The 19,850-nt window shown below is 69.6% G+C and carries 16 protein-coding genes; 12 read left to right on the forward strand and 4 right to left on the reverse strand.

Going from position 1 to position 19,850, the window contains the following annotated elements:
* Positions 1-13: 13 nt before the first annotated feature.
* From HUA78_RS03180 to HUA78_RS03190, 3 genes are read left to right on the forward strand one after another with little or no spacing between them, the layout of a single operon-like run.
* Positions 14-706: a response regulator gene (locus HUA78_RS03180; protein ID WP_141645062.1), complete on the forward strand. Its 693-nt coding sequence runs from the start codon at positions 14-16 to the stop codon at positions 704-706.
* Entirely contained in the window at positions 703-2,061 is a 1,359-nt protein-coding gene (locus HUA78_RS03185; RefSeq protein ID WP_174475628.1) for a sensor histidine kinase, read from the forward strand. The genes HUA78_RS03180 and HUA78_RS03185 overlap by 4 nt, the downstream gene beginning before the upstream one ends.
* 30 nt (positions 2,062-2,091) lie before the next feature.
* Complete coding sequence (locus tag HUA78_RS03190; protein ID WP_174475629.1) at positions 2,092-3,327, forward strand: cytochrome P450; 1,236 nt, start codon at positions 2,092-2,094, stop codon at positions 3,325-3,327.
* A gap of 28 nt (positions 3,328-3,355) precedes the next feature.
* Here the strand turns inward: HUA78_RS03190 and HUA78_RS03195 are convergent, their stop codons facing one another.
* Positions 3,356-4,009, reverse strand: a complete 654-nt coding sequence (locus HUA78_RS03195; RefSeq protein WP_174453210.1) for a DsbA family protein — start codon at positions 4,007-4,009, stop codon at positions 3,356-3,358.
* A gap of 139 nt (positions 4,010-4,148) precedes the next feature.
* Between HUA78_RS03195 and HUA78_RS03200 the strand changes: the two genes are divergently transcribed.
* The 4 genes from HUA78_RS03200 to HUA78_RS03215 all read left to right on the forward strand — a co-directional run bounded on the left by HUA78_RS03200 (position 4,149) and on the right by HUA78_RS03215 (position 9,574).
* Positions 4,149-5,345: an alanyl-tRNA editing protein gene (locus tag HUA78_RS03200; RefSeq protein ID WP_174475630.1), complete on the forward strand. Its 1,197-nt coding sequence runs from the start codon at positions 4,149-4,151 to the stop codon at positions 5,343-5,345.
* Between the two features lie 108 nt (positions 5,346-5,453).
* On the forward strand, positions 5,454-6,047 hold the full coding sequence (locus HUA78_RS03205; protein WP_371745478.1) for an RNA polymerase sigma factor: 594 nt from the start codon (positions 5,454-5,456) through the stop codon (positions 6,045-6,047).
* The gene (locus tag HUA78_RS03210; protein WP_174475631.1) at positions 6,044-8,986 is read left to right on the forward strand and encodes a CHAT domain-containing protein; all 2,943 of its coding nucleotides are present in this window, start codon (positions 6,044-6,046) and stop codon (positions 8,984-8,986) included. The genes HUA78_RS03205 and HUA78_RS03210 overlap by 4 nt, the downstream gene beginning before the upstream one ends.
* Before the next feature lie 33 nt (positions 8,987-9,019).
* Positions 9,020-9,574: a hypothetical protein gene (locus HUA78_RS03215; RefSeq protein WP_174475632.1), complete on the forward strand. Its 555-nt coding sequence runs from the start codon at positions 9,020-9,022 to the stop codon at positions 9,572-9,574.
* A gap of 66 nt (positions 9,575-9,640) precedes the next feature.
* Here HUA78_RS03215 and HUA78_RS03220 read toward each other — a convergent pair whose 3' ends face one another.
* Both HUA78_RS03220 and HUA78_RS03225 read right to left on the reverse strand, forming a co-directional pair.
* Positions 9,641-12,913, reverse strand: a complete 3,273-nt coding sequence (locus HUA78_RS03220) for an AAA family ATPase (protein ID WP_371745479.1) — start codon at positions 12,911-12,913, stop codon at positions 9,641-9,643.
* Positions 12,914-13,339: 426 nt separating this feature from the next.
* Positions 13,340-14,260, reverse strand: coding sequence for a type VI immunity family protein (locus HUA78_RS03225; protein ID WP_371745510.1), 921 nt, complete (start codon positions 14,258-14,260; stop codon positions 13,340-13,342).
* Between HUA78_RS03225 and HUA78_RS45880 the strand changes: the two genes are divergently transcribed.
* Positions 14,219-14,359, forward strand: coding sequence for a hypothetical protein (locus HUA78_RS45880; RefSeq protein ID WP_217442378.1), 141 nt, complete (start codon positions 14,219-14,221; stop codon positions 14,357-14,359). The two genes, HUA78_RS03225 and HUA78_RS45880, sit on opposite strands and share 42 nt — an antisense overlap.
* Here HUA78_RS45880 and HUA78_RS03230 read toward each other — a convergent pair.
* A complete protein-coding gene (locus HUA78_RS03230) occupies positions 14,346-14,942 on the reverse strand; it encodes a hypothetical protein (RefSeq protein ID WP_141645071.1) in 597 nt (198 codons plus the stop codon). The genes HUA78_RS45880 and HUA78_RS03230 overlap by 14 nt on opposite strands.
* A gap of 379 nt (positions 14,943-15,321) precedes the next feature.
* Here HUA78_RS03230 and HUA78_RS03235 point away from each other — a divergent pair, with 379 nt between their 5' ends.
* The 4 genes from HUA78_RS03235 (at position 15,322) to HUA78_RS03250 (ending at position 19,707) form a co-directional block, all read left to right on the forward strand.
* Entirely contained in the window at positions 15,322-17,331 is a 2,010-nt protein-coding gene (locus HUA78_RS03235) for a YgiQ family radical SAM protein (RefSeq protein ID WP_174453205.1), read from the forward strand.
* 63 nt (positions 17,332-17,394) lie between these two features.
* Entirely contained in the window at positions 17,395-18,039 is a 645-nt protein-coding gene (locus tag HUA78_RS03240) for a hypothetical protein (protein WP_174453204.1), read from the forward strand.
* Between the two features lie 124 nt (positions 18,040-18,163).
* Positions 18,164-18,715 carry a dihydrofolate reductase family protein gene (locus tag HUA78_RS03245; RefSeq protein WP_246137396.1) on the forward strand — a complete coding sequence of 184 codons (552 nt, stop codon included), beginning with the start codon at positions 18,164-18,166 and terminating at the stop codon, positions 18,713-18,715.
* On the forward strand, positions 18,712-19,707 hold the full coding sequence (locus tag HUA78_RS03250) for an RNA polymerase sigma factor (protein WP_371745480.1): 996 nt from the start codon (positions 18,712-18,714) through the stop codon (positions 19,705-19,707). Before HUA78_RS03245 ends, HUA78_RS03250 begins: the two co-directional genes overlap by 4 nt.
* Positions 19,708-19,850: the final 143 nt, after the last annotated feature.

Below are 19,850 nucleotides of genomic sequence, written 5' to 3' on the forward strand. Positions count from 1 at the left end.
GGAGCAAGGCGTCATGGAAGCATACAAGGTGCTGGTGGTGGACGACGAGCCGCAGGTGGCACACGCCTTGAGGCGGCTGCTGCGGCGCGAGGGTTTCGACGTCCAGCTCGCGTTCAACGGAGAGGAGGCCCTGGAGCGGCTCAAGGGCTTCAGTCCGGACATCGTCCTGACGGACTTCCGGATGCCGGGGATGACGGGCAGCGAGCTGCTGCAACGAATCAAGCGCAGCCATCCGCTCGCGCTGCGGCTCATCATCTCGGGCTACGCCGACTTCAAGTCGGTGGTGGCCTCGGTGAACGAAGGCGAAATCTGTCGGTTCATCAGCAAGCCCTGGGACGACGCGGAGCTGGTGACGTACCTGTCAGGCCTTCTGCGCCATCGCGAGACGCTCGCCCAGCTCTACGCTCCGTTCCGCTCAGCGCACCAGGGGGTCAGCGCCGAGGTGAGCCCGACGGACGCGGCGCTCGTGCTGAAGGTGCAGGTGGCGGACCCTTCGTTCCCGGCGGAGCAGGCCGTGTCCATCATCGAGCGCTTCGCGGGCCTGCTGGCGGATGACAGCCTGAAGGTCGTCGGGGGCCTGCTGGAGCGCTTCGGAGGACGGCTGTCCTTCGTCGCGGAGGTGGGCGGTCCCCAGCGCCTGCGGCTGGAGCTGCCGATGCGGGCGGAGCCGACGCCCGTCGTCCGACGGGGGCTCGGAGAGGCATGACCCCGTCTCCGTCCGCGGAGCCCATCGACAACGAAGTCGACGCGGACTGGGTGAACAGCCGGCTCAAGCGGTTCACCCTCCTGGCGTGCCTCCTCATCCATGGCCTGCTCGTCTCCAGCCTCTGGGGACAGTGGGGCACCATCCTCATGGTGACGGCGGGCTTCGCGGCGGTGACGACGGCCAACCAGGTCCTCGCACGCAACTTCTTCTCGCGCCACACCCGCGTCGTGGAGGCCGGGCGCTTCACGATGAACATGTTGGCCACTGTCTTCTACGGCATGGCGAGCGACTGGGCCCTGCCCGTGTGGCTGTACCTGCCCCTCAACGCGCTGTGGGTGGACTACTTCGCGGACTCGGGCGCGCGACTCCGGCTGGGGTTGCTGCTGGTGCTGGTGGCGGGAGCTGCGCTCTGGGACGGGTGCCCGCCGCTGCTCCCCGCCTGCTTCGTGCTGCTGTCCGTGCTCACGTACCTCATCTCCGAGGGCCGGGTCTTCCTCACGCACCATGCCCTGCGGGGACTGGCGCACCAGCACGAGAAGCTGGCCCAGGCGCACGCGCAGTTGGAGGTGGCCCACCGCCGCGCGCGCGAGCAGGAGCGGCTGTCCAGCCTGGGCATGCTGGCGGCGGGCGTGGCGCACGAAATCAACAACCCCATGAGCTACGTGAAGAGCAACGTGAACGCGCTGATCATGGACCTGCGCGCCCTGCAGCCACTGCCCCCGGAGCTGCGGGAGTACGTGGACGACGTGCTGCCCGCCACCGCGGACGGCATCCGCCGCGTCGTCGCCATCGTCTCGGACCTGCGGCGCTTCGCGCGCGGGGACCCGGGGGCGCTGGAGGAGTACGACCTCAACGAGGAGATCGCCGTCGCGCTGCGCATCACGCGCACCCAGGTGCAGTCGCGCTGCGAGGTGGAGGTGACGCTGGCGGACCTGCCGCGCTTGCTGGGGCGTCCCGGACAGCTCGCACAGGTGGTGGTGAACCTGCTCATGAACGCGGCGCAGGCCATGCCCGACGGTGGCCGCATCCAACTGTCCACGCGCATGGAGGCGGACGAGGCGGTGCTGTGCGTGCGCGACTCGGGCATCGGCATGACGCCCGAGGTGCAGGCCAGGCTCTTCCAGCCCTTCTTCACCACCAAGCCCGCGGGCGAGGGCACGGGCATGGGGCTCGCCGTGGTGCACGGCATCATCACCTCGCACCAGGGCCGCATCCACGTGGAGAGCGCTCCCCGGAATGGCACCTGCTTCACCGTCCGCCTGCCTCGAGTTCCTCCTCTGGGTCTGCGTCTGCCCGACCTCTCCGATGGGCCCCTGACGCCCCCCTCGACGAAGCCCCGTCCGGACGCGGCCTGAAGCGCCCCGCCGGAGAATCGAGTCCGCCGCATGTCCCCGTCCTCGCCGCCCACGTTCGTCAGCCGCTTCGAGCCCCACCACGTGGAGGACCCGTACCCGCTCTACGCCCGGCTGCGCCAGGAGGCGCCCGTCCACTTCAGCGAGGAGATGCACCTGTGGGTGGTCTCCCGGCATGAGGACGTGAAGGCGGTGGTGCTCAACCCGGAGGACTTCCTCTCCGCCAATGCCTTCAAGAACCCCGTGCCGCCCGCGCCCGAGGTGCTCGCCGCGCTCGCGGAGGGCTATCCCCAGGTTCCGGCGCTGGTGGACGACGACCCACCCAACCACACGCGCATGCGCGTCATCGTCACCAAGGCCCTGGCCCCGCATCGCCTGAGCGCGATGGAGCCCCGGATTCGCGCCATCGCCACGGAGCTCCTGGATGGCTTTGCTCGCGACGGCCGCGCGGACCTGGTGGAGAAGCTCGGCTATCCGCTCCCCGCGCGCGTCATCGGCGCCATCCTCGGCCTGCCGGATTCGGATTTGGAGCGGCTGAAGCGGTGGACGGAGGACCTGTCGCTCCTGTCCGCGGGCAACGCGCCCGTGGCCCGTCAGGTGGAGTGCGCGCGCGGGCTCGTCTCCATCCAGAAGTACCTGGAGGGCCACATCGCCGAGCGGCGGCTCGCACCGAGGGACGACCTCATCAGCGCGCTCATCGAGGCTCGCCACGAGGACACCCCGCCCCTGAGCGACGTGGAGCTCATCAGCCTGCTGGCCATGTTGCACTTCGCCGGCCACGAGACGACGGCGAACCTGCTGGGCAACCTGCTCGCGTGGGTGCTGAAGGAGCCGGAGCGGCTGCGCGAGCTGAGTGAGGAACCCTCCCGCATCCCCCGCGCGATTGAAGAGACGCTGCGGCTGGACGCCCCTGTGCAAGCAATGATGCGCACCACGCGGCGCGCGGTGAAGGTGGGCGACGTGGAGGTGCCCCAGGGCGCGCGAGTGCTCGTCCTCTACGCCTCCGCCAACCGCGACGGCGCCGCGTTCCACGCGCCCGAGCGGGGCGACCCCTTGCGCTCGGACCTGGGCAAGCACCTGGGCTTCGGCCTGGGCATCCACTACTGCATCGGCGCGCCCCTGGCCCGCATGGAGGTGCGCGTGGCCATGGAGCAATTGCTGAAGCGGTTGCCCGGCCTGCGACTGGCACCGGGCAACGCCATCACCTACGTGCCCAACTTCCTGCACCGGGGCCCCCGACAATTGCGCGTCGAGTGGGACCCAGCCTGACGACGCGGCGCGAAGTGACGCGCCAGACTCAGCGCTTCAACGCGGCGTCGATGTGGCCGGCGAAGACGTCCAGCGGCTGGGCGCCCATCACCCCGGTGCCGTTGATGAAGAAGGTGGGCGTGCCGGCGATGCCCCGGCGCTGCGCCTCCACGAAGTCCGCCTCCACGTAGTTGTTCCACGCCTTCGTGTCGAGCGCCTTGCGGAAGCGCTCCAGGTCCAGCCCCAGCGCCTTCGCGTACTTCTCCAGCGAGGCCCGGTCCAACGAGCGCTGGTTCTCGAAGAGCACGTCGTGCATCTCCCAGAACTTCCCCTGCTCGTGCGCCGCCATGGACGCGGCGGCCGCCACCTTCGCGTCCGCATGGGTCGGCAGGGGCATGTGCCGGAAGACGATGCGAATCTTGTCGCCGTACCGCTCGCGCAGGCCCGCGATGACGGACGCGCCCCGCGCACAGAAGGGGCACTCGAAGTCGGACCACACCTCCACCGTCACCGACGCGCTCCTCGGCCCCAGCGACGGAGCGTCCGCGCGCGGCGTGGCGGCGATGAGGGTGTTGTCGACAGAGCCCGGCTTCGACTTGGGGCACTTGCCGTCACACGACGGGGAAGGCTCGTGGGCGAAGGCGGGAGTGAACGAAGACAACAGGACGGCGGCCGCCATGATGGCGGAGACCCGGGACTTCATGGGAGGACCTCGCTTGGGTGTGGATGGGGACGCCGGGCCTCCTGCTCGGGGACCGGGCGTCGCGGGGCTCGTCGCCCTCGCGAACCAGAGTGACAGCAGCGCCGCGCGAGTTTCAGCGGCGTGTTATTTCCCGCGCACCATGTCCACCGAGCGCCTCTATTTCGACGACCCGTTCCTCCACCACTTCACCGCGCGCGTCGTCGCCCACGGCACGTGGAATGGCGCGACCTCCGTGGTGCTGGACCGCACGGCCTTCTATCCGGAGGCGGGTGGACAGATGGCCGACCACGGCGTGCTCGGAGGTCTGGCCGTGCGCGACGTGCAGGTGGATGACGACGGCACGGTGCATCACCTGCTGGACGTCTCGGGGACAAGCCCGCTGCCCGCACCCGGCATGGAGCTGGCGGGCGTGGTGGAGGCCGAGCGCCGGCGCGCGCACATGTCGCTGCACACCGGCCAGCACATGCTGTCGCGCGCGCTGCTGGATATCGCGGGCGCGGCCACCGTGTCCTCGCGACTGGGCGCCACGTGCACCATCGACACGGACCAGGACACCCTGGACGAGCAGCGTGTCGCCGAGGCCGAGGCGCACGTCAACGCCATCATCGACGCCGACCTCCCCATCCGAGCCTTCTTCCCCACGCCCGAGGAGCTCGCCGCGCTGCCCCTGCGCCGCGCCCCCAAGGTGACGGACAACATCCGCGTCATCCAGGTGGGCGACTTCGACGTGTCCCCCTGCGGAGGCACCCACTGCACTCGCACCGGACAGGTGGGCATGGTGCGGGTGCTGGGCGTGGAGCGATACAAGGGCAAGGGCCGCGTCCTCTTCTCCGCGGGCCCCCGCGCGCGGCGCGAGCTGTGGGACGAGGCGGGCACGCTGCGCGCCATGGGGCGGGCCTTCACCTGCGGCCCCTCGGAAGTGCCCACCGTGGTGGAGAAGCTGCGCCGGGAGCTGACCGAGGCCCGCGAGGCCCTGGGCGCCGCCCGCGCGCGCCTGGCCGAGCACACCGCCGTGGAGCTCGCCGCCCGGTTGGACGCCTCCGCCGACAAACACGTCGTCGCCGTGCTGGACGGCGCCGGCCCCGAGCAGCTGCGCGCCGTGGCCACCCGCCTCACCTCCCGACCCGACGCGGTGGTGTTCCTCGCGGGCCGCGCGCCCGACGGCCTCTGCGTGCTCATCTCCCGGGGGGCCACCTCCTCCTTCGGCTGCGGCGCCTTCCTGAAACGGGCCGCCGAGGCCGCAGGGGGACGGGGCGGCGGACGTCCCGAACACGCCGAAGGCCGCCTCCCTCCCGGGACGGACTGGCCCGCAATCGTCACCTCCCTGCGAGGTTGACCCAGGGGGGGGCATACCCGCACCCACCCGCAACGCGCCGCGTCACGAGTTCCCGACCGAAGGGATTTTCCCCGCCACGTTCAAACGAGCGGAGGGGGCGCTCCACCGGTGGAACGACATGAGAAGATGGGTGTAGGGGTTCGCGCCACGATGGACGACGGGCAGCACCGCCAGTTCGATGCTTTTGCACGCTCGCGACGGCCGGGACTGCTGCGTCTTGCGCGACGACTGTGCTCCGGGGGTGGAATCGACCCGGAGGACCTGGTGCAGGAAACACTCGAGCGCGCCTACCGGAACTTCGACCGGTTGGTGGCGGAGAACCCGGGCGCGGTGAGCGTGTGGCTGAGCACCACGCTGAGCAACCGCTTCCTGGACCACTGCCGGCGCAGACGCACGGAGGTGTTGGGGGCACCGTCGTTGCGCGTGGTGCAGGACCAGGAGGTGACCGGGGAGCCGGTGCCGCTGGAGCAATGGGAGCAGGTCACTCGGGATGACTTCCAGCGCGCCATCGAGCAGCTCCGGCCACCGCAATTGAGGGAGGCGTACCGGCTGCACGTGGCCGGACTTCGATATCGGGCCATCGCGCGGCAGTTGGATGCGCCCGAAGGAACAGTGGGGCGGTGGCTCAGCGAGGCGCGGCAGGCTCTGCGAGGGCTGCTGGCCCCCGGCGCCGCCTCGAGTGAGGGCAGGGCCAGACCATGAATGAGCTGTGCGACACACTGGAGACCTTCATCGACGGCGAGCTGGCGCCGGTGGACGCGGAGAACTTCCGCCACCACCTGACCCGCTGCCACGCGTGTGAGGCGCGGATGAAGGAGCTGCTCGCCCTGGAGCTCATCGCGGACGACGCACTGCACGCCTCCGGTGACACGCTCGCCTTCGTGCGTCCCCCGTCCCTGCTGAAGCGGCGAAGGACCTGGATGATGGTGGTGCCGCTGGCGCTGGCCGCGGGCCTGGCGGCGTGGGTGCTCGTGACGCGGCCGGCTTCGTCGACGGACTCTTCCGAGCTGTGGCTGGGGCAAACGCCCGGGCGCACGTTGGAGGCCCGGTTGACCCATCCGGGCGCGGACCGGCACCGCCCCTACGAGGTGATGCGCAGTGGCGGCGACAAGCCCCGCGCGCTGTCGCTGCGGGAGCTGGCGAAGCTGGAGGAGGCCGGAGACGAGCGAGGCATCGCCTCCGCGTACCTGCTGCGCGGAGACCCGGCCCAGGCCGGCGCCTTCCTGGACAAGCTGGACGCATCGCCGGACCTGGACTCGGACCGCGCCGCGCTGGCGCTTCAGCGAGGCGCCCCCGAGGAAGCCCTGGCGCTGGCGGACCGCGCGCTGAAGCAGCGGCCCGAACATGCGCAGGCCCTGTGGAACCGGGGACTGGCGCTCAAGGCCCTGGGCCTGTCGCTGCAAGCCGCGGAGGCCTTCGACCGGGTGGCGGCGCTGAAAGAGCCGGGCTGGAGCGAGGAGGCCGCGCAACGCGCCACGGAGCTGCGGCGTCAGGAGGAAGAACAGCGCAAGGGCTGGAAGGGCGCGAAGCAGCGCTGCGATGACATGGTGCTCGGAGGTGGCGTGCTCTCCTCGGCGGAAGTGGAGCGCTACCCGGGCCTGTCCCGCCTGTGCTTCTACGATGCCCTGCGCACCGCCACCCTTGCCGAGCGCGTGGAGTCCCTGCGTCCACTCGCCGTCCAGTTGGACCGCGTCGACGGCGGCACGCATCTGGAGGACGCCCTGCGCCGCGCCGCGCGGGTGGACTTCGAGGCGCGCGCGCCCCTGGCGAAGGAATACGTCCGCCTCACTCGAGGCGAACTGGCGCCGGCGTCGAGGGACACGCTGATTGCGAAGCTGCGCGAGGCGCGACAGGACGACATCCTGCTGGGCGCATTGCTCTTCGTGTCGGACCCGCGTCAGCACGAGGAGGAGTACCGCGCGCTCGCGCTGGCCACGAAGGACCCCTGGTTCGCCCTGCTGGCCGAGGAGCGTCAGGCGAAGGCGGACCTCCAGCGAGGACAAGCGCCGCGGGCCCTGACGCGATTGACCGTGGCCCTGCGCACCTGCGACTCCGAGCAACGCTTCAGCTATCGCTGCCTGGAGCTCCTGCGGAATCTGTCCCTGGTGGAGCGGCAGCTCCACCGCCCCGTGGAGGCGCGGACGCACGGACTCGCGGCGCTCGCACGCGCGCGCGGTGGCCGGGAGTGGTCCAAGGAGTTCCGGCTCATCCAGGAGCTGGGACAGGTGGCCATCTTCCATGGGGACCTGTCGTTGGCCCGCGCGTACATGGAGGAAGCCATCCTGCGCACGCCGGAGCGGTGCGAGGACCATGAGCTGCCCTACGCGAACCTCGCGCTCGCGTACTACCGCACCTTCGACTTCGCGGGCGCCCGGGAGCAGTTGGACCGCGCGGCGAAGTGCGGCCGCCCCCCGTCCCTGACGCGGGCCTTCGTCATCGCGGACCTGGCGCATACCCACGCCCGACGCGACATGGACGCGGACCTCCTCACGCGCGGACTGGCGGCGATTCGCTCGACGCCCGCCGCATCGCTGGAGGCAGCGGGGGATCGCCCCATGCTGCGCCACATCGAAGGGCGCTTCTTCGTCGAGCAGGACCGGGGCCGGGGACAGGCCCTGCTGCGTCAGGCCATCACCGAGGCGGCGCCACTGCTCGCCTCGGATGTGACCGCGCGCAAGGCGCGGGTCTACAGCTACACGTCGCTCATCCTGGACGCGGCCCACCACGGAGAGCTGGAGAAGGCGCTCGCCCTCTTCGCCGAGGAGCGCTCGCTCGCGCTGCCCGAGCGCTGCGCGCTGGGTGTCACGGTGGATGACGAGCGCACGGCCCTGGTGGCCCGGGATGCATCCGGACGGCTCCTCGGTCACTACGACGCGGACCGCCGCCAGCGCCTGGAAGGCGTCGAGGGCCTGGTGCCCGCGAAGCTCGTGGACGCGCTGCGGGACTGTCCCAGCGTGGACGTGCTGGCGCGCCCGCCCGTCCTGGGCAAGCCCGGGTTGCTGCCGCCGGACCTCGCCTGGACGTACCGCGTGGCCCCGCCGCCCCCGGCGTCCTCGCCACATGCCCAGCGCCGGCTCGTCGTGGCCGACGTGAATGCGCCCGCGGAGCTGCGCCTGCCATCGCTGCGCGCCTGGAGTCCTCCGGATGCGGAAGACAGCTCGCTGTCGACCCTGAAGGGGGCCTCGGCCACGCCGACCCAGGTGCTCCGGGCGATGCACGAGGCCACCGAGGTGCAGATTCACGCCCACGGCGTCGTCGACCCGCATGTCGCCGACGGCTCCCTGCTCGTGCTCTCTCCCGAGGAGCAGGGCGGGCGCTATGCGCTGACGGCCGCCGACGTCCAGGGGCAGCGGCTCCTGGGGCGGCCCGTGGTGCTGCTCGCGGCCTGCCATGCCGCGCACAGCACGACCTACTTCCACGAAACGTTTGGTTTGCCCGTGGCGTTCGTGGAGGCCGGCGCGCGAGCGGTGCTCGCCGCCACCCAGGAGATTCCCGACACCGAGGCGTCCGCCTTCTTCGAGCCGGTGCTGGAGCGCATTCGCGCGGGAATCCCCGCAGCCCTCGTCCTGCGTGATGCGCGCCAGGACTGGCTTCGCAGTCGGGGGAGTGCCTGGGTCCGCCAGGTGCTCCTCTTCGAATAGTCGTCTCCTTTCGACCCCGAGCTCCAAGTCATCATGAAGAAAAGCCTCCTGTTGGTCCCCCTGCTGCTGAGCGTCGCGGCGTGCCGCCACGTCGAAACGGTTCCTTCGACCCAGCAGATTCAGCGCAGCGCGCCCGAAGGGGCGCTCGTCCGCGTCATCCTGCGGGACAGGACGAATCCCGACCGCGCCACCCTCTTCACCGTCGACGTGAGCCGCAACGAAATCGTCAGCCAGACGAACCACGTGCCCGCCTCGTCCCGAAGCGCACTGGATGCGCCCGCGTCCGAGGAAGGCGCCCCCACGTCGTCGATGCAGCAGGCCCCTCCCCCCGCGCCGAAGAATGTCGGCACCGTCGAGGTGCTCACCGACTGCAAGCCCAAGGACGAGAAGGAGGGCTGTCTGAACCTGGCGGACCTGACCGACGGTGACCCGGGTGGCGTGTCGGGCGGCGGCGGCGACCCCACCGGCCACCAGAGCCTCAAGGCGAAGGTGCTGCGACTGGCGGGCCTGGCCTTCTGGTCCACCCGGCATGTCGGCATTCCTACCGTGACGGCAGTCCCGCGCGTCGACGGGCCCGCCCAGCGGTAGTCCCGAGCACCACGGCACCCGGAGGCTCCGGCACCGCGAGGAAGCGGCGCCGGGGCCTTCGTCGTTTCAGGGGCGCTTGCCGCCCGCGTCCACGGTGGGCGACAGCCCTGCGAGCGTCTCCACGTAGGACGTGGCCACTCGCAGGAAGCGCGCGCCCCGGACACCGGTGAGGTACTGGCGCTTCATCGCGCGAGTGGCGCCCACGTAGAACATGGCGCGGCGGATGCGTTCGTTCTCCCGGGCGTTGCGCTCCCGGGCGCCAGCCATCCAGTTCTCCACGGCGTCCAGCGCGTCCAGGCCCGCGAAGAAGACGATGGGGCACTCGTGGCCCTTGCAGGAGAACACGGTGGTGGCGCGCACGTGGTCCACGCCACTCACCCGGAAGTCCGTCACGTCGCGGCCACCCTTGCCGCCGTAGGCATGCGCGGGTACTCCCGCGCGGTTGAGCGCCTCCGTGTACTGGGACGGCATGACGGGCGCGACGACGAGGATGTCACCGGGATGGACCCCCTCGTCGCGAATGAGGCGGGCCACTTCCTTCGCCACCTGACGGGCCTCGCTGGCGCCGGAGGCGAAGCCGCGCACCTGGGGCAGCACGCCGCCGCGCTCGGTGGACTGCACGCGGTACAGGCCCTCCAGCGTCTCCTCGGGCAGCCACAGGAGCCCCTCGCGGGCCAGCTCTCCCGCCTTCATGTACTCGCGCATGCCAGGGTCGCTGGTGGCGTGCTGGCGCAGCGGGTCCAGCACCACGTTGAAGGCGACGTCGAGGATGTCGCGGGTGGCGCGGAAGGTCTCCTTGAGGACGCGGGTGCGGCCCCGGAACGACAGCCCCTCCGGGAGCTGCTCCTTGAGGGAGTCGATGGGCACCTGTCCGTAGACGTTCTGCGAGTCATCCATGAACAACTGGAGACAGCGCACCTCTCGTCCGTCCGCCAGCGTGTGCGGGAGCACCAGCGCGTGGAGCATGGCCAGCGCGCGAGCATCCATGTCCTGCGCCTCGTCCACGAAGACGCCGTCGAAGGACGCGGGCTCCACGCGGCGCAGCGCCCCCACGTGCTTCACCATCACCCGGGCTCGCAGCTCGCGCGCGCGCACCCGGCCGGCGCGCTGGATGATCGCCTCCATCAGCAGCTTGTCCACCAGCGGCGCGAGCGCGCGGTTGAAGAAGGACACGAGCACCCGCGTGTCCTCGTGCTCCAACAGATAGCGCGCCACCCAGTGGGCCAGGACAAACGTCTTGCCGCTGCCGGCCACGCCTCGCACCAGGTGGTGGCCGTCGTCGAAGCGCCGCTCGAAGAGGGACACCTGCTCTTGAGTGAAGAGGGGCCGCGTGGGGCGAGAGCCCTCGATTTCACCGCCCAGGGTGGCCGGTGCGCTGGGTGGAGGTGGGGGTGGAGGTTGCTGGGGCTGCTGCGGCATGGGCAGCGGCTCCAGGCGAAGCGGCGTGCCGGGGTGGACCTTCAGGCGCGGCAGCAGCGACAGGAAGCGCTGGGGGATGGTGGCGCCCCGGGCCTCGTCGCGAGAGGCGAGCACCAGCAGGTAGTCGCGCGCGCGGCTGGCGGCCACGTTGAGCATGGGCACCAGCGTGTGCGGAGGAAAGGGACGGCCTCCGGCCACGGTGTCCACCAGCACGACGTCGTACTGGGTGCCCTGTTGGCGGTGGATGGTGGACGCGCTGAAGGCGTCACCGCGAAACCCGGCGGACGTGCCCAGTCTGCGCAGGAGCGCGGCCTGGGCGCGATAGGGCGTGACACACAGGACGCTGAGGCCCGCGCGCACGGCCTCACGGGCAAGCGACACGGCCAGCTCGGCGGACAGCTCTCGCTGGTAGCCGGAGCCTGTCTCGCCCCGGCCGTGGGTGAGGCGCTTCGGATCTCGGCTGAGGCCGTCGAGCACCACCCAGCCGGCGCGCGTAGCTGCGAACGCGGGCACGGGCGGGGCCTTCTGCGCGCGGGCCTTGACGATGTCACCGTCCTCCAGCGCGCCGCCGTAGCAGAAGTGGCTCACGACGCGGGCGATGTCCGGGTGCATGCGGTGCTGGGTGCGCAGCAGGAGGACGTCCGCCCGCGCGGCGTCCTTCACCGCGTCCTCCAGGTGGGACAGGCCGCTGGCGCGCAGCCACTTCTGGGTGCCGCGTCCGGCGCCCTCGGCGGCACGAGACACGGGGCCAATCTGCTTGGGGTCTCCGGCGAGCGTCACGCGCTCGGCCAGCGGCGCCATCAGCGCGGTGGCGGCGCGAGTCACCATGCCGGCCTCGTCGACCACGAGTCGCGCGAAGGTGCTCTTGCCTTCCAGCTCCGACACCAGTCGCAGGGCGCGGTGCACGGTGAGGACCATGAGTGGGCAGTCGCCCTTCTCCGCTTCCTTGAGCGTGGGGTCCTTCATCTTCCCGCGCAGGCCGCGCAGCTCCGCCTGAAGTTTGGCGAGTTCGTGCGCGGGGCCGCCTCGGACACGTTGGAGGTACAGCTCGCGCTCGCGCTCCTCGATACTCGCGCGCAGCTTGCCGCCCTTGGTGTCCTCGAGCGTGACGGTGGGTAGCTTCGCCAGCGCGTCACTGGCACCGGTGCCACCCCGGAAGATGCTGCGCGCCAGGGGGCGCAAGGGGATGGGCTCGCGCTCCAGGAGCGCGCTGACGCGAAGGACCAGTTCGTCCGCGGCGCGGTTGGTGGGAGCGACAGCGAGGATGCGTTCGCCGGGGAAGGCGCGCAGGGCGCGGGCGATGAGGTCCGCGATGGCCGTCGTCTTGCCGGTACCGGGAGGGCCCCAGATGCAGCCCCAGGGCTGGGCCCACAGGCGGTCGGCGGGCATCAACTCCGCGTGCTGGGGGCGAACCTCCGCGGCGGGCTCTTCGCCGCTGGCGCGACGCAGGGCCTGGGTGAGCGCGGGCTGTCGCTCCTCGTAGGCCGAGGCGGCCGTGCAAAGCGCCTCCGCGAAGTCATAGGGCCGGTAGCACCAGCGCTCGGCGGAGAGGGCGCGGCGATCCACGTCGTCGCCGTGCTCGGGAGCGGCGAAGACTCGGCCGGACTCGAAGTCGAGGTGGACGACGTCGCCGCCGAAGACGCACTCCTCGCCCAGGAAGCCGAGCAGGGAGCCACCGGACCAGTCCGGGTCCGCGGCGGGCACGGGGACCAGGGAGATGACGCCCGGGCCCTGGAGGCTGACCTGACGGACATCTTGCAGCAGCTTCGCGCGGTACTGGCTGCGCTCGGAGAGGAGCGCGTCGCTCAGGTCATCGGGGAGATAGGCGGGAGGGCGCCACGCCTCGCGGCGTTTGCCGGTCGCCACGGCGGCCTGCATGGCCTCGCGCTCGGACGTGGTGACGTCGGTGGGCGCGGCCATGTCGCGGGCGGGCGGCTCATCGGGTGCAGCGAGCTCGGCGCGGGGTGCGGAGGGCTTCGTGCTCCGGCCTTTCAAGCGGGAGAGAGCCAGCAGCGGATTAGGTGACCGGGGGATGTCCTCCGTCGGGTCCGGAACGGTGGAGGGAGTCGCGGGTCCATCTTCGGACGAGTCAGAATGGGCGGGCGTGCGCGTGGAGGCAGTGGAGCGCGAGGACGGAGGCGGGACGGGAGCGTCGTCGTACTCGACGTGAAGCTCTCGGACGGAGTCTCCCTCTTGCGGCGCGGGGCGCCCTTCGGAGACTTCGTTGTGCGTCCGGTGCGTCATGGCGGCGGGCCCGGGCCCCTCGGGCCGAGCCGGGTACGGGCGCGCGAAGGTAGGGGAGGCATGGATCCACGTCAACGCGCCCACGCCCCCACATCCCTGGTGTCAGTCGAGGAAGCGCCGCCACCAGCGACGGACTTCCTCCTCGGAGTACGCCGGTTCGGAGTCATACCCCCTCCAGACCGTTGCATGCCCCGGAAGGAACTTCTCCATCCAGGGATCCAGGACTCGCGCCAGCTCACGGTAGGCGGGGAGGTTGTCTCCGCGAGAGAGGTCTCCGGCTTCGGGCCACGCACCGAGCGTCACCACGGCGGTCCCCGAAGTGCCCACATCTTGAACGGTGGTTCCTGGTGAATGGAGTCGGGCTCGCAAGCTCGCTTGCCCCCCCAGGGACTCGAGCAGCGAGGGGCCCAGGAAATTCAGCCAGTGGACGCCATCGACCCGGTCGCCCAAGTGCCAGTGAGTCAGGACTCCGGGCACATCCACTCCGGGGTAGCGGGCGAGTTCCTCCTTCAGTCGGGGAAGGGCATGCCAGCGGGCCGTATGGAGAGCCAGCGCAAGCCCCGCATGGCCGGATGAGAGTGGCAATCCAGAGGCCATCTCCATGGCCAGTTCTCGCACGTGCCCGGGGCCATGGGCCTCGACGTACTCGGAGGGAAGCGTGGCAGTCAGGAGACTGGCGCCTGTCCTGGAAGGCTCTCGAGAGGGAAGGCGCGCCTGATACCAGAACAGATACCCGTTGTCGTCAGACTGGTCTCCGCCAGTCAGGAGCACAGAGCGGTCTGTTTGTGTCTTGGACATCTGCCGGTAGAACAGATCGGTCTCGGGGACGTCTTCGAAAAACCACCTCGTAGGGCTCGGACGTAGCGAGGCCCGAACCATTTCCCATTCCTCGGAATTGAGGCGAATGGCTTCACCATCCTCCCATGACTGGGTCAGTCCTTCGGGGCCATCCCCCACGGCTCGCCGATAGACTCCGAGAGCATGTTCGATACCAGCAGCGAGTTCCTGATGGTCATGTGGCATGTAATACACGATGCGCAGCACATCCCGAACCACCAGTCGCTCGCCATCAGGACGGTTGGCGAAACGGCGGATGCGAGGGAAGCGCTCACTCTGGGCTGACATGGCTGACCCCAAGTTGAGGTGTGACGATCGACGGAGAACAAGGCCGACCTAGTTTTTCGTACTGTCGCAATTGCTTCAGGACGTCGGTGTTGTCGAGCGGATTGCTCTTGCTGGCAGTCGTGCACGGAAACTTGAAGTCGTAGACGCACTGGACCCGGTTGGGGTCTTTAGAGAAGTGGACGACGATGTCTGGCTTGAGCGACTTCGCCCAAACCTGGGTGAGGGCATACCGTCCCGTCCTCGGGTCGGGCCCGTATCGCGGCTCCACGGAGATGTTGTCGGGGAAGAGCCGCACCAGCTCTCGCCTCACGCACGCAAAAGCCACCTCGTGCTTCAGTCTTCCCAACTCCATGCGGCGCCTGACCTTATTGCCCTTTTCATCGTATCCGACCACGCGTTCGCACTCCGCATCATCGGGCCTCTTCCCAAGCCCGTACTCGCGTTCATTGACCTCTTGATTCGCCTCCTTCGCACACTGGACCAGGAGGTGCTCCACGCGCGCCAGCTCGGCGGACTCCAGCACTCGAAACGCTGCACCGACAGCCCGAGCCACCCCCACCACACGCGGGAGCGTGGGCATGATGGCCTCACTCCCACGTTGCGTGTAGCAGGCGGGGTTCTTCCCACAAGCGTTCGTGGCTGAATCCACGGTCTGCTCGTAACGAGCGGGAGTCCCCGGACTCGACCCACCCGGCGCCGTCGTCGCACATGACACCGGCAGCAGAAACCCCAGGACCCACCACCTCACCACCGCCAGGAAGCCCATCCGCTTTGACGGCATAATCATGAATTACAGGATACTGCCTCCAGGGCCCCTCAGTCCGGCCAGTCACCCACGGGCCAGGAAGGCGAGGTGGGCACGAGGCCCTGCTGGGTGTACACCCCCGCTCCGCCCTGTTTGCTTCGTGGCTCAGGGGGTGTTTAGGAGAGACGCCCCCGAAGCAGCCCGCCCCACCGCTATGGCCCTTCCGACTCGCTACGCCCATCCCTTCCTGCCCATCACCCGTGCCGACATGCAGGCACGTGGCTGGGAGCAGTGCGACATCATCATCGTGACGGGAGACGCGTACGTGGACCACCCGGCCTTCGGCCCGGTGCTCATCGCCCGCTTCCTGGAGGGCCGAGGCTTCAAGGTGGGCATCATCCCCCAGCCTGACTGGCACTCGGCCGAGCCCTTCAAGGCGCTGGGGCCTCCGCGCATGTTCTTCGGGGTCGCCGCCGGCAACCTCGACTCCATGCTCAACCGGCTCACGGCGCAGAAGAAGAACCGCTCCGAGGACCAGTACAGCCCCGGCGGCCGCACCAACTGCCGGCCTGACCGCGCCACCATCGTCTACGCCCAGCGCTGCCGCGAGGCCTACCCCGACGTCCCCATCGTCCTCGGCGGCATCGAGGCCAGCCTCCGCCGCATCGCCCACTTCGACTACTGGAGCGAGAAGGTCCGCCGCTCCATCCTCTTCGACGCCAAGGCCGACCTGCTCGTCTTCGGCATGGGCGAGCGCCCCATCATGGAAGTCGCCGACCGCATGAGGAACGGCGAGCGCATCGAGGACATCCGCGACGTGCGCGGCACCGCGTACCTCATCAGCGACGAGCAGATGCGCGTCCACGAGGCCGACCCGGCCAAACGCGCCGCGGACCGCAAGACGGTCGTCCTGCCGCCCTACGAGTCCGTCGTCACCGACAAGCAGGCCTTCGCGGTGATGAGCCGCGACTTCCAGATGGAGACCAACCCGGGCAACGCGCGCCCCCTCGCGCAGCGCCACGGCAACCGCGCCATCTTCATGAACGCGCCCGCGCTCCCGCTGGAGGACGGCGTGGGCAACCCCGCCACCGGTGAGAAGACCGTGGCGATGGACGAGCTGTACGACCTGCCCTTCAACCGCGTCCCCCACCCCCTCTACAAGAACGAGGGCATCCCCGCGTACGAGACGGTGAAGCACTCCATCGTCCTCATGCGCGGCTGCTTCGGCGGCTGCACCTTCTGCTCGATTACCGAACACGAAGGCCGTGTCATCCAGAGCCGCTCGGCGGAGAGCGTGCTGCGCGAGGTCCGCGCGCTGCGACGCATGGGCGACTTCCGAGGCACCATCACCGACCTCGGCGGCCCCACCGCCAACATGTACAAGCTCAAGTGCAAGAGCGAGGACATCGAGAAGCGCTGCCGCAAGCTGTCCTGTGTCCATCCGGGCGTGTGCGAGAACCTCCAGACGGACCACGGCCCGCTCATCAGCCTGATGAAGGACGTGCGCGAGGAGGAAGGCGTCAAGCATGTCTTCATCGCCAGCGGCGTCCGCTACGACCTGGCCGAGCGCTCGCCGGAGTACGTGAAGGAGCTGGCGGCGCACCACGTGGGCGGACAGCTCTCCGTCGCGCCCGAGCACGTCTCGCCGCGCGTCCTGGAGAAGATGAAGAAGCCCGGCATCGAGAGCTTCGAGCGCTTCCAGGCCATGTTCGCCTGCGCCAGCGAAGAGGCTGGCAAGGAGCAGTACGACATCCCCTACTTCATCAGCGGCCACCCCGGCTCCACGCTGGAAGACATGGTGGATTTGGCGCTGTGGCTGAAGAAGAACGGGAAGCGGCCGCGTCAGGTGCAGGACTTCATCCCCACCCCCATGGCCATGGCCACCGCCATGTACTTCACCGGCATCGACCCGCTGAAGATGGAGCCCGTCTACACGGCCCAGGGTCTGCGCGAGAAGCGGCTGCAGAAGGCGCTCCTGCTCTACTGGAACCCGGAGCACTGGCCGCTGGCGCGCGAGGCGCTGAGGCAGGCAGGCCGCTCGGACCTCATCGGCCGAGGCCCGCAGGCGCTCGTCCCTCCGGAGACGCCCGCCGAGGCCGCTCGACGTCAGCGCACCGAGGCACGCGACGCCGACGACGCACCGCGCGACACGCAGGCCCCCGCCGCGCAGCCTCGTTCCGGGGGGGCCCGGGGCCCGGGACGCCAGGGCTCGCGACCGCGCTGAGGAAAGTGACAGGGATTGCGCGGGGCTTTGAATAAACCGCGCGGCGTTGCGTCGGGGGGCCACATGCTCCCCTTCCTCGCCCTGCTGCTGCTGGCCTCCGCGCCGCCCACGCCCCGCGTCGAGCTGCCACCGCCACCTCCACCACCTCAGCCCACCCCTGAATGCATCAGCTCCCAGGGGCGCACGGTGTGCGGCTTTCAATGCAAGACGAGCGTCTCCGACATCGACTGCGCCCAGACTCCCTACGGGACGTGCGAGGTCACCAATGGAGGCGTCTACTGTTGGGACCCGCCACGGGTGGCCATCCAGCACCCACCCCTCACTTCCGTGAGCCCCGAGTGCAAGTCCATCCGGGGCAAGGTGGCCTGCGGCTTCAACTGCCGCCTGTTCAACGGCGAGGTGGCCTGCAACGACACGCCCTACGGTGTCTGCAGCACCCACTTCGGGAAGCTCGTCTGCTGGGACCCGCCGGAGAGCGTCATCCACGAGTACGCCGCCGAGACGCCCAGGCCCCGTTGCGTCAATGCGTCGGAGGCCGTGGCCTGCGGCTTCGATTGCAAGGCCACCCGCACGGAGGTGCGCTGCGCCAGCACGCCTCGGGGCGTGTGCAGGCTGGTCGACCAGAAGTTCACCTGCTTCGACCCGCCGTCGCTCCTGCACTGCGACCACAGCCAGCCGCCACGACCCGCACGCGCCCGCGCGCGCTGAAGCCCGTCACTCCACTGTGCTGGAAACGACCCTTTGTGACGAGGGGAAGTATCCTTCTGGGTCGCCGGTTCGTCTGACGGGGATGACAATCCAGGAACCCAGCAATCGTCGCCTTTTTGTCTCCATGATCGTCTCGCTCGACGGGTTCATCGCGGACCCCGACGGGCGGCTCGATTGGTTCGAGGACGGCAATCCTCAGTTCGAGCAGTACTGCGAAGAGATGATCGACTCGGTCGGTCTGGCGCTGTACGGACGGCGCTCGTACGAGGAGATGCTGGCCTACTGGCCGAACGCGGAGCTCAACCCCCGTTCTCCCCAGGACCTCGTATTCGCCCGCAAGATGAACGCGCTGCCGAAGGTCGTTCTGTCGCGGACGCTCGAGCATGCCGCATGGAACAACACCCGCATCATCAAGGAGCGCATCGCCGAGGAAATCACCGAGCTGAAGCGTCAACCCGGCAAGCCGATTGTGGCGTGGGCCGGCGCGGGGCTCGTCTCGACCCTCACCCGGCTTCGACTCGTCGATGAGTATCGGCTCATCATCCATCCGGTGCTCCTCGGGCGAGGCACACCGCTCTTCAAGGACATCGAAGCCCGACAGAAGCTGAAGCTGGTCCGAACGACCCAGCTCGGTCAGGGCCTGGTGGTCCTCTGCTATGAACCGATGACACCGTGAGCAAGTCGCCCCCCGAAATCAACGCGCTGAGCGACGAGGTGAAGTCGTCCTGGCATCGGTTCCTCGACGTCTTCGAGCCGATGCGTCCCGAGCTCTTTCGCTACTGCCGCCACCTCACACGCAGCCCGTGGGACGCGGAGGACCTGGTTCAGGACACCCTCGCGAGAGCGTTCGTGACGCTCGGGACGGTGTTCATGGCGCTTCCAAATCCACGCGCGTGGATCTTCCGGGTGGCCTCGAACCTCTGGGTGGACCGCATGCGGCGCATGCGCCTCGAGCTCACCTTCGAGGCGCCCGTGGATTCAGCGACGGAGCCGGACCCTCGGGCACCACGCGAGGCCGCTGGCTCCTTGCTGGTGCGGCTGTCTCCCCAGGAGCGGGCCGCGGTGGTCCTCAAGGATGTGTTCGACTTCTCGCTCCAGGAAATCGCGGACGCACTCTCGACGACGGTGGGCGCGGTGAAGTCCGCGCTCCATCGGGGGCGGGGCCTGTTGGCGGTGCCCGAGGAGCCCATGACTCGAGCACCCGCGCCCGCGGTGCTGGACGCGTTCTGTGCGGCGTTCAATGCCCGGAACCTGGAGCGACTGACCGACCTCCTGCTCGACAGCGCCAGCGTGGAAATCGTCGGCGTCGTCACCGAGTACGGCCAGGACGCACCGAAGAATCCGGACACCGGGTCTTTCGCCGGAACGCTCGCGCCCATCACCTTCGACGAGCGGGGAGGCGTCCCGCCCCATCTGCTCGAAGGGTACCTGTCGACCAGCCCTCGCTGCGAAGTCCGCGCGTATCGCGGCTCGCCCATTCTGGTCTTCTGGTACGAGCACGAAGAGGGCCCCCTGGTTCGCACCGTGATGGCCGTGGAGACGGACGGCGAGCGCATCGTCCGGGTGCGCAACTACTTCTTCACCCCGGATGTCATCGCCGAGCTGTGCATGGAGCTGGGCGTGCCCTACCGGGTCAACGGCTATCGCTACTGGGTGGATGGCCGGTAGGAGCCGAGGAAGGTCCGTCCAGAGGGGGAAGGGCCCCCACGGCACGTGAACGGACCCGCCTGGCATTCAGGCGGAACGTGGGGGTGCAGCCCACGTCATGCCGTTGTGGCACCATGGTGAGGCGTGGGCTCACGCGCCTTTCG

The sequence above is a fragment of the Myxococcus sp. CA033 genome, from assembly GCF_013336625.1.
Taxonomy (GTDB): Bacteria; Myxococcota; Myxococcia; order Myxococcales; family Myxococcaceae; genus Myxococcus; species Myxococcus llanfairpwllgwyngyllgogerychwyrndrobwllllantysiliogogogochensis.

Bases quoted from the DNA above. Each gene is read 5' to 3' on its own strand.
- HUA78_RS03210 (WP_174475631.1), top strand. From the start codon at position 6,044: ATGAATGAGCTGTGCGACACACTGGAGACCTTCATCGACGGCGAGCTG.
- HUA78_RS03215 (WP_174475632.1), top strand. From the start codon at position 9,020: ATGAAGAAAAGCCTCCTGTTGGTCCCCCTGCTGCTGAGCGTCGCGGCG.
- HUA78_RS03195 (WP_174453210.1), bottom strand. From the start codon at position 4,009: ATGAAGTCCCGGGTCTCCGCCATCATGGCGGCCGCCGTCCTGTTGTCT.
- HUA78_RS03220 (WP_371745479.1), bottom strand. From the start codon at position 12,913: ATGGCCGCGCCCACCGACGTCACCACGTCCGAGCGCGAGGCCATGCAG.
- HUA78_RS03190 (WP_174475629.1), top strand. From the start codon at position 2,092: ATGTCCCCGTCCTCGCCGCCCACGTTCGTCAGCCGCTTCGAGCCCCAC.
- HUA78_RS03180 (WP_141645062.1), top strand. From the start codon at position 14: ATGGAAGCATACAAGGTGCTGGTGGTGGACGACGAGCCGCAGGTGGCA.
- HUA78_RS03240 (WP_174453204.1), top strand. From the start codon at position 17,395: ATGCTCCCCTTCCTCGCCCTGCTGCTGCTGGCCTCCGCGCCGCCCACG.
- HUA78_RS03235 (WP_174453205.1), top strand. From the start codon at position 15,322: ATGGCCCTTCCGACTCGCTACGCCCATCCCTTCCTGCCCATCACCCGT.
- HUA78_RS03185 (WP_174475628.1), top strand. From the start codon at position 703: ATGACCCCGTCTCCGTCCGCGGAGCCCATCGACAACGAAGTCGACGCG.
- HUA78_RS03200 (WP_174475630.1), top strand. From the start codon at position 4,149: ATGTCCACCGAGCGCCTCTATTTCGACGACCCGTTCCTCCACCACTTC.
- HUA78_RS45880 (WP_217442378.1), top strand. From the start codon at position 14,219: ATGTTCGATACCAGCAGCGAGTTCCTGATGGTCATGTGGCATGTAATA.
- HUA78_RS03230 (WP_141645071.1), bottom strand. From the start codon at position 14,942: ATGCCCACGCTCCCGCGTGTGGTGGGGGTGGCTCGGGCTGTCGGTGCA.
- HUA78_RS03245 (WP_246137396.1), top strand. From the start codon at position 18,164: ATGATCGTCTCGCTCGACGGGTTCATCGCGGACCCCGACGGGCGGCTC.
- HUA78_RS03225 (WP_371745510.1), bottom strand. From the start codon at position 14,260: ATGCCACATGACCATCAGGAACTCGCTGCTGGTATCGAACATGCTCTC.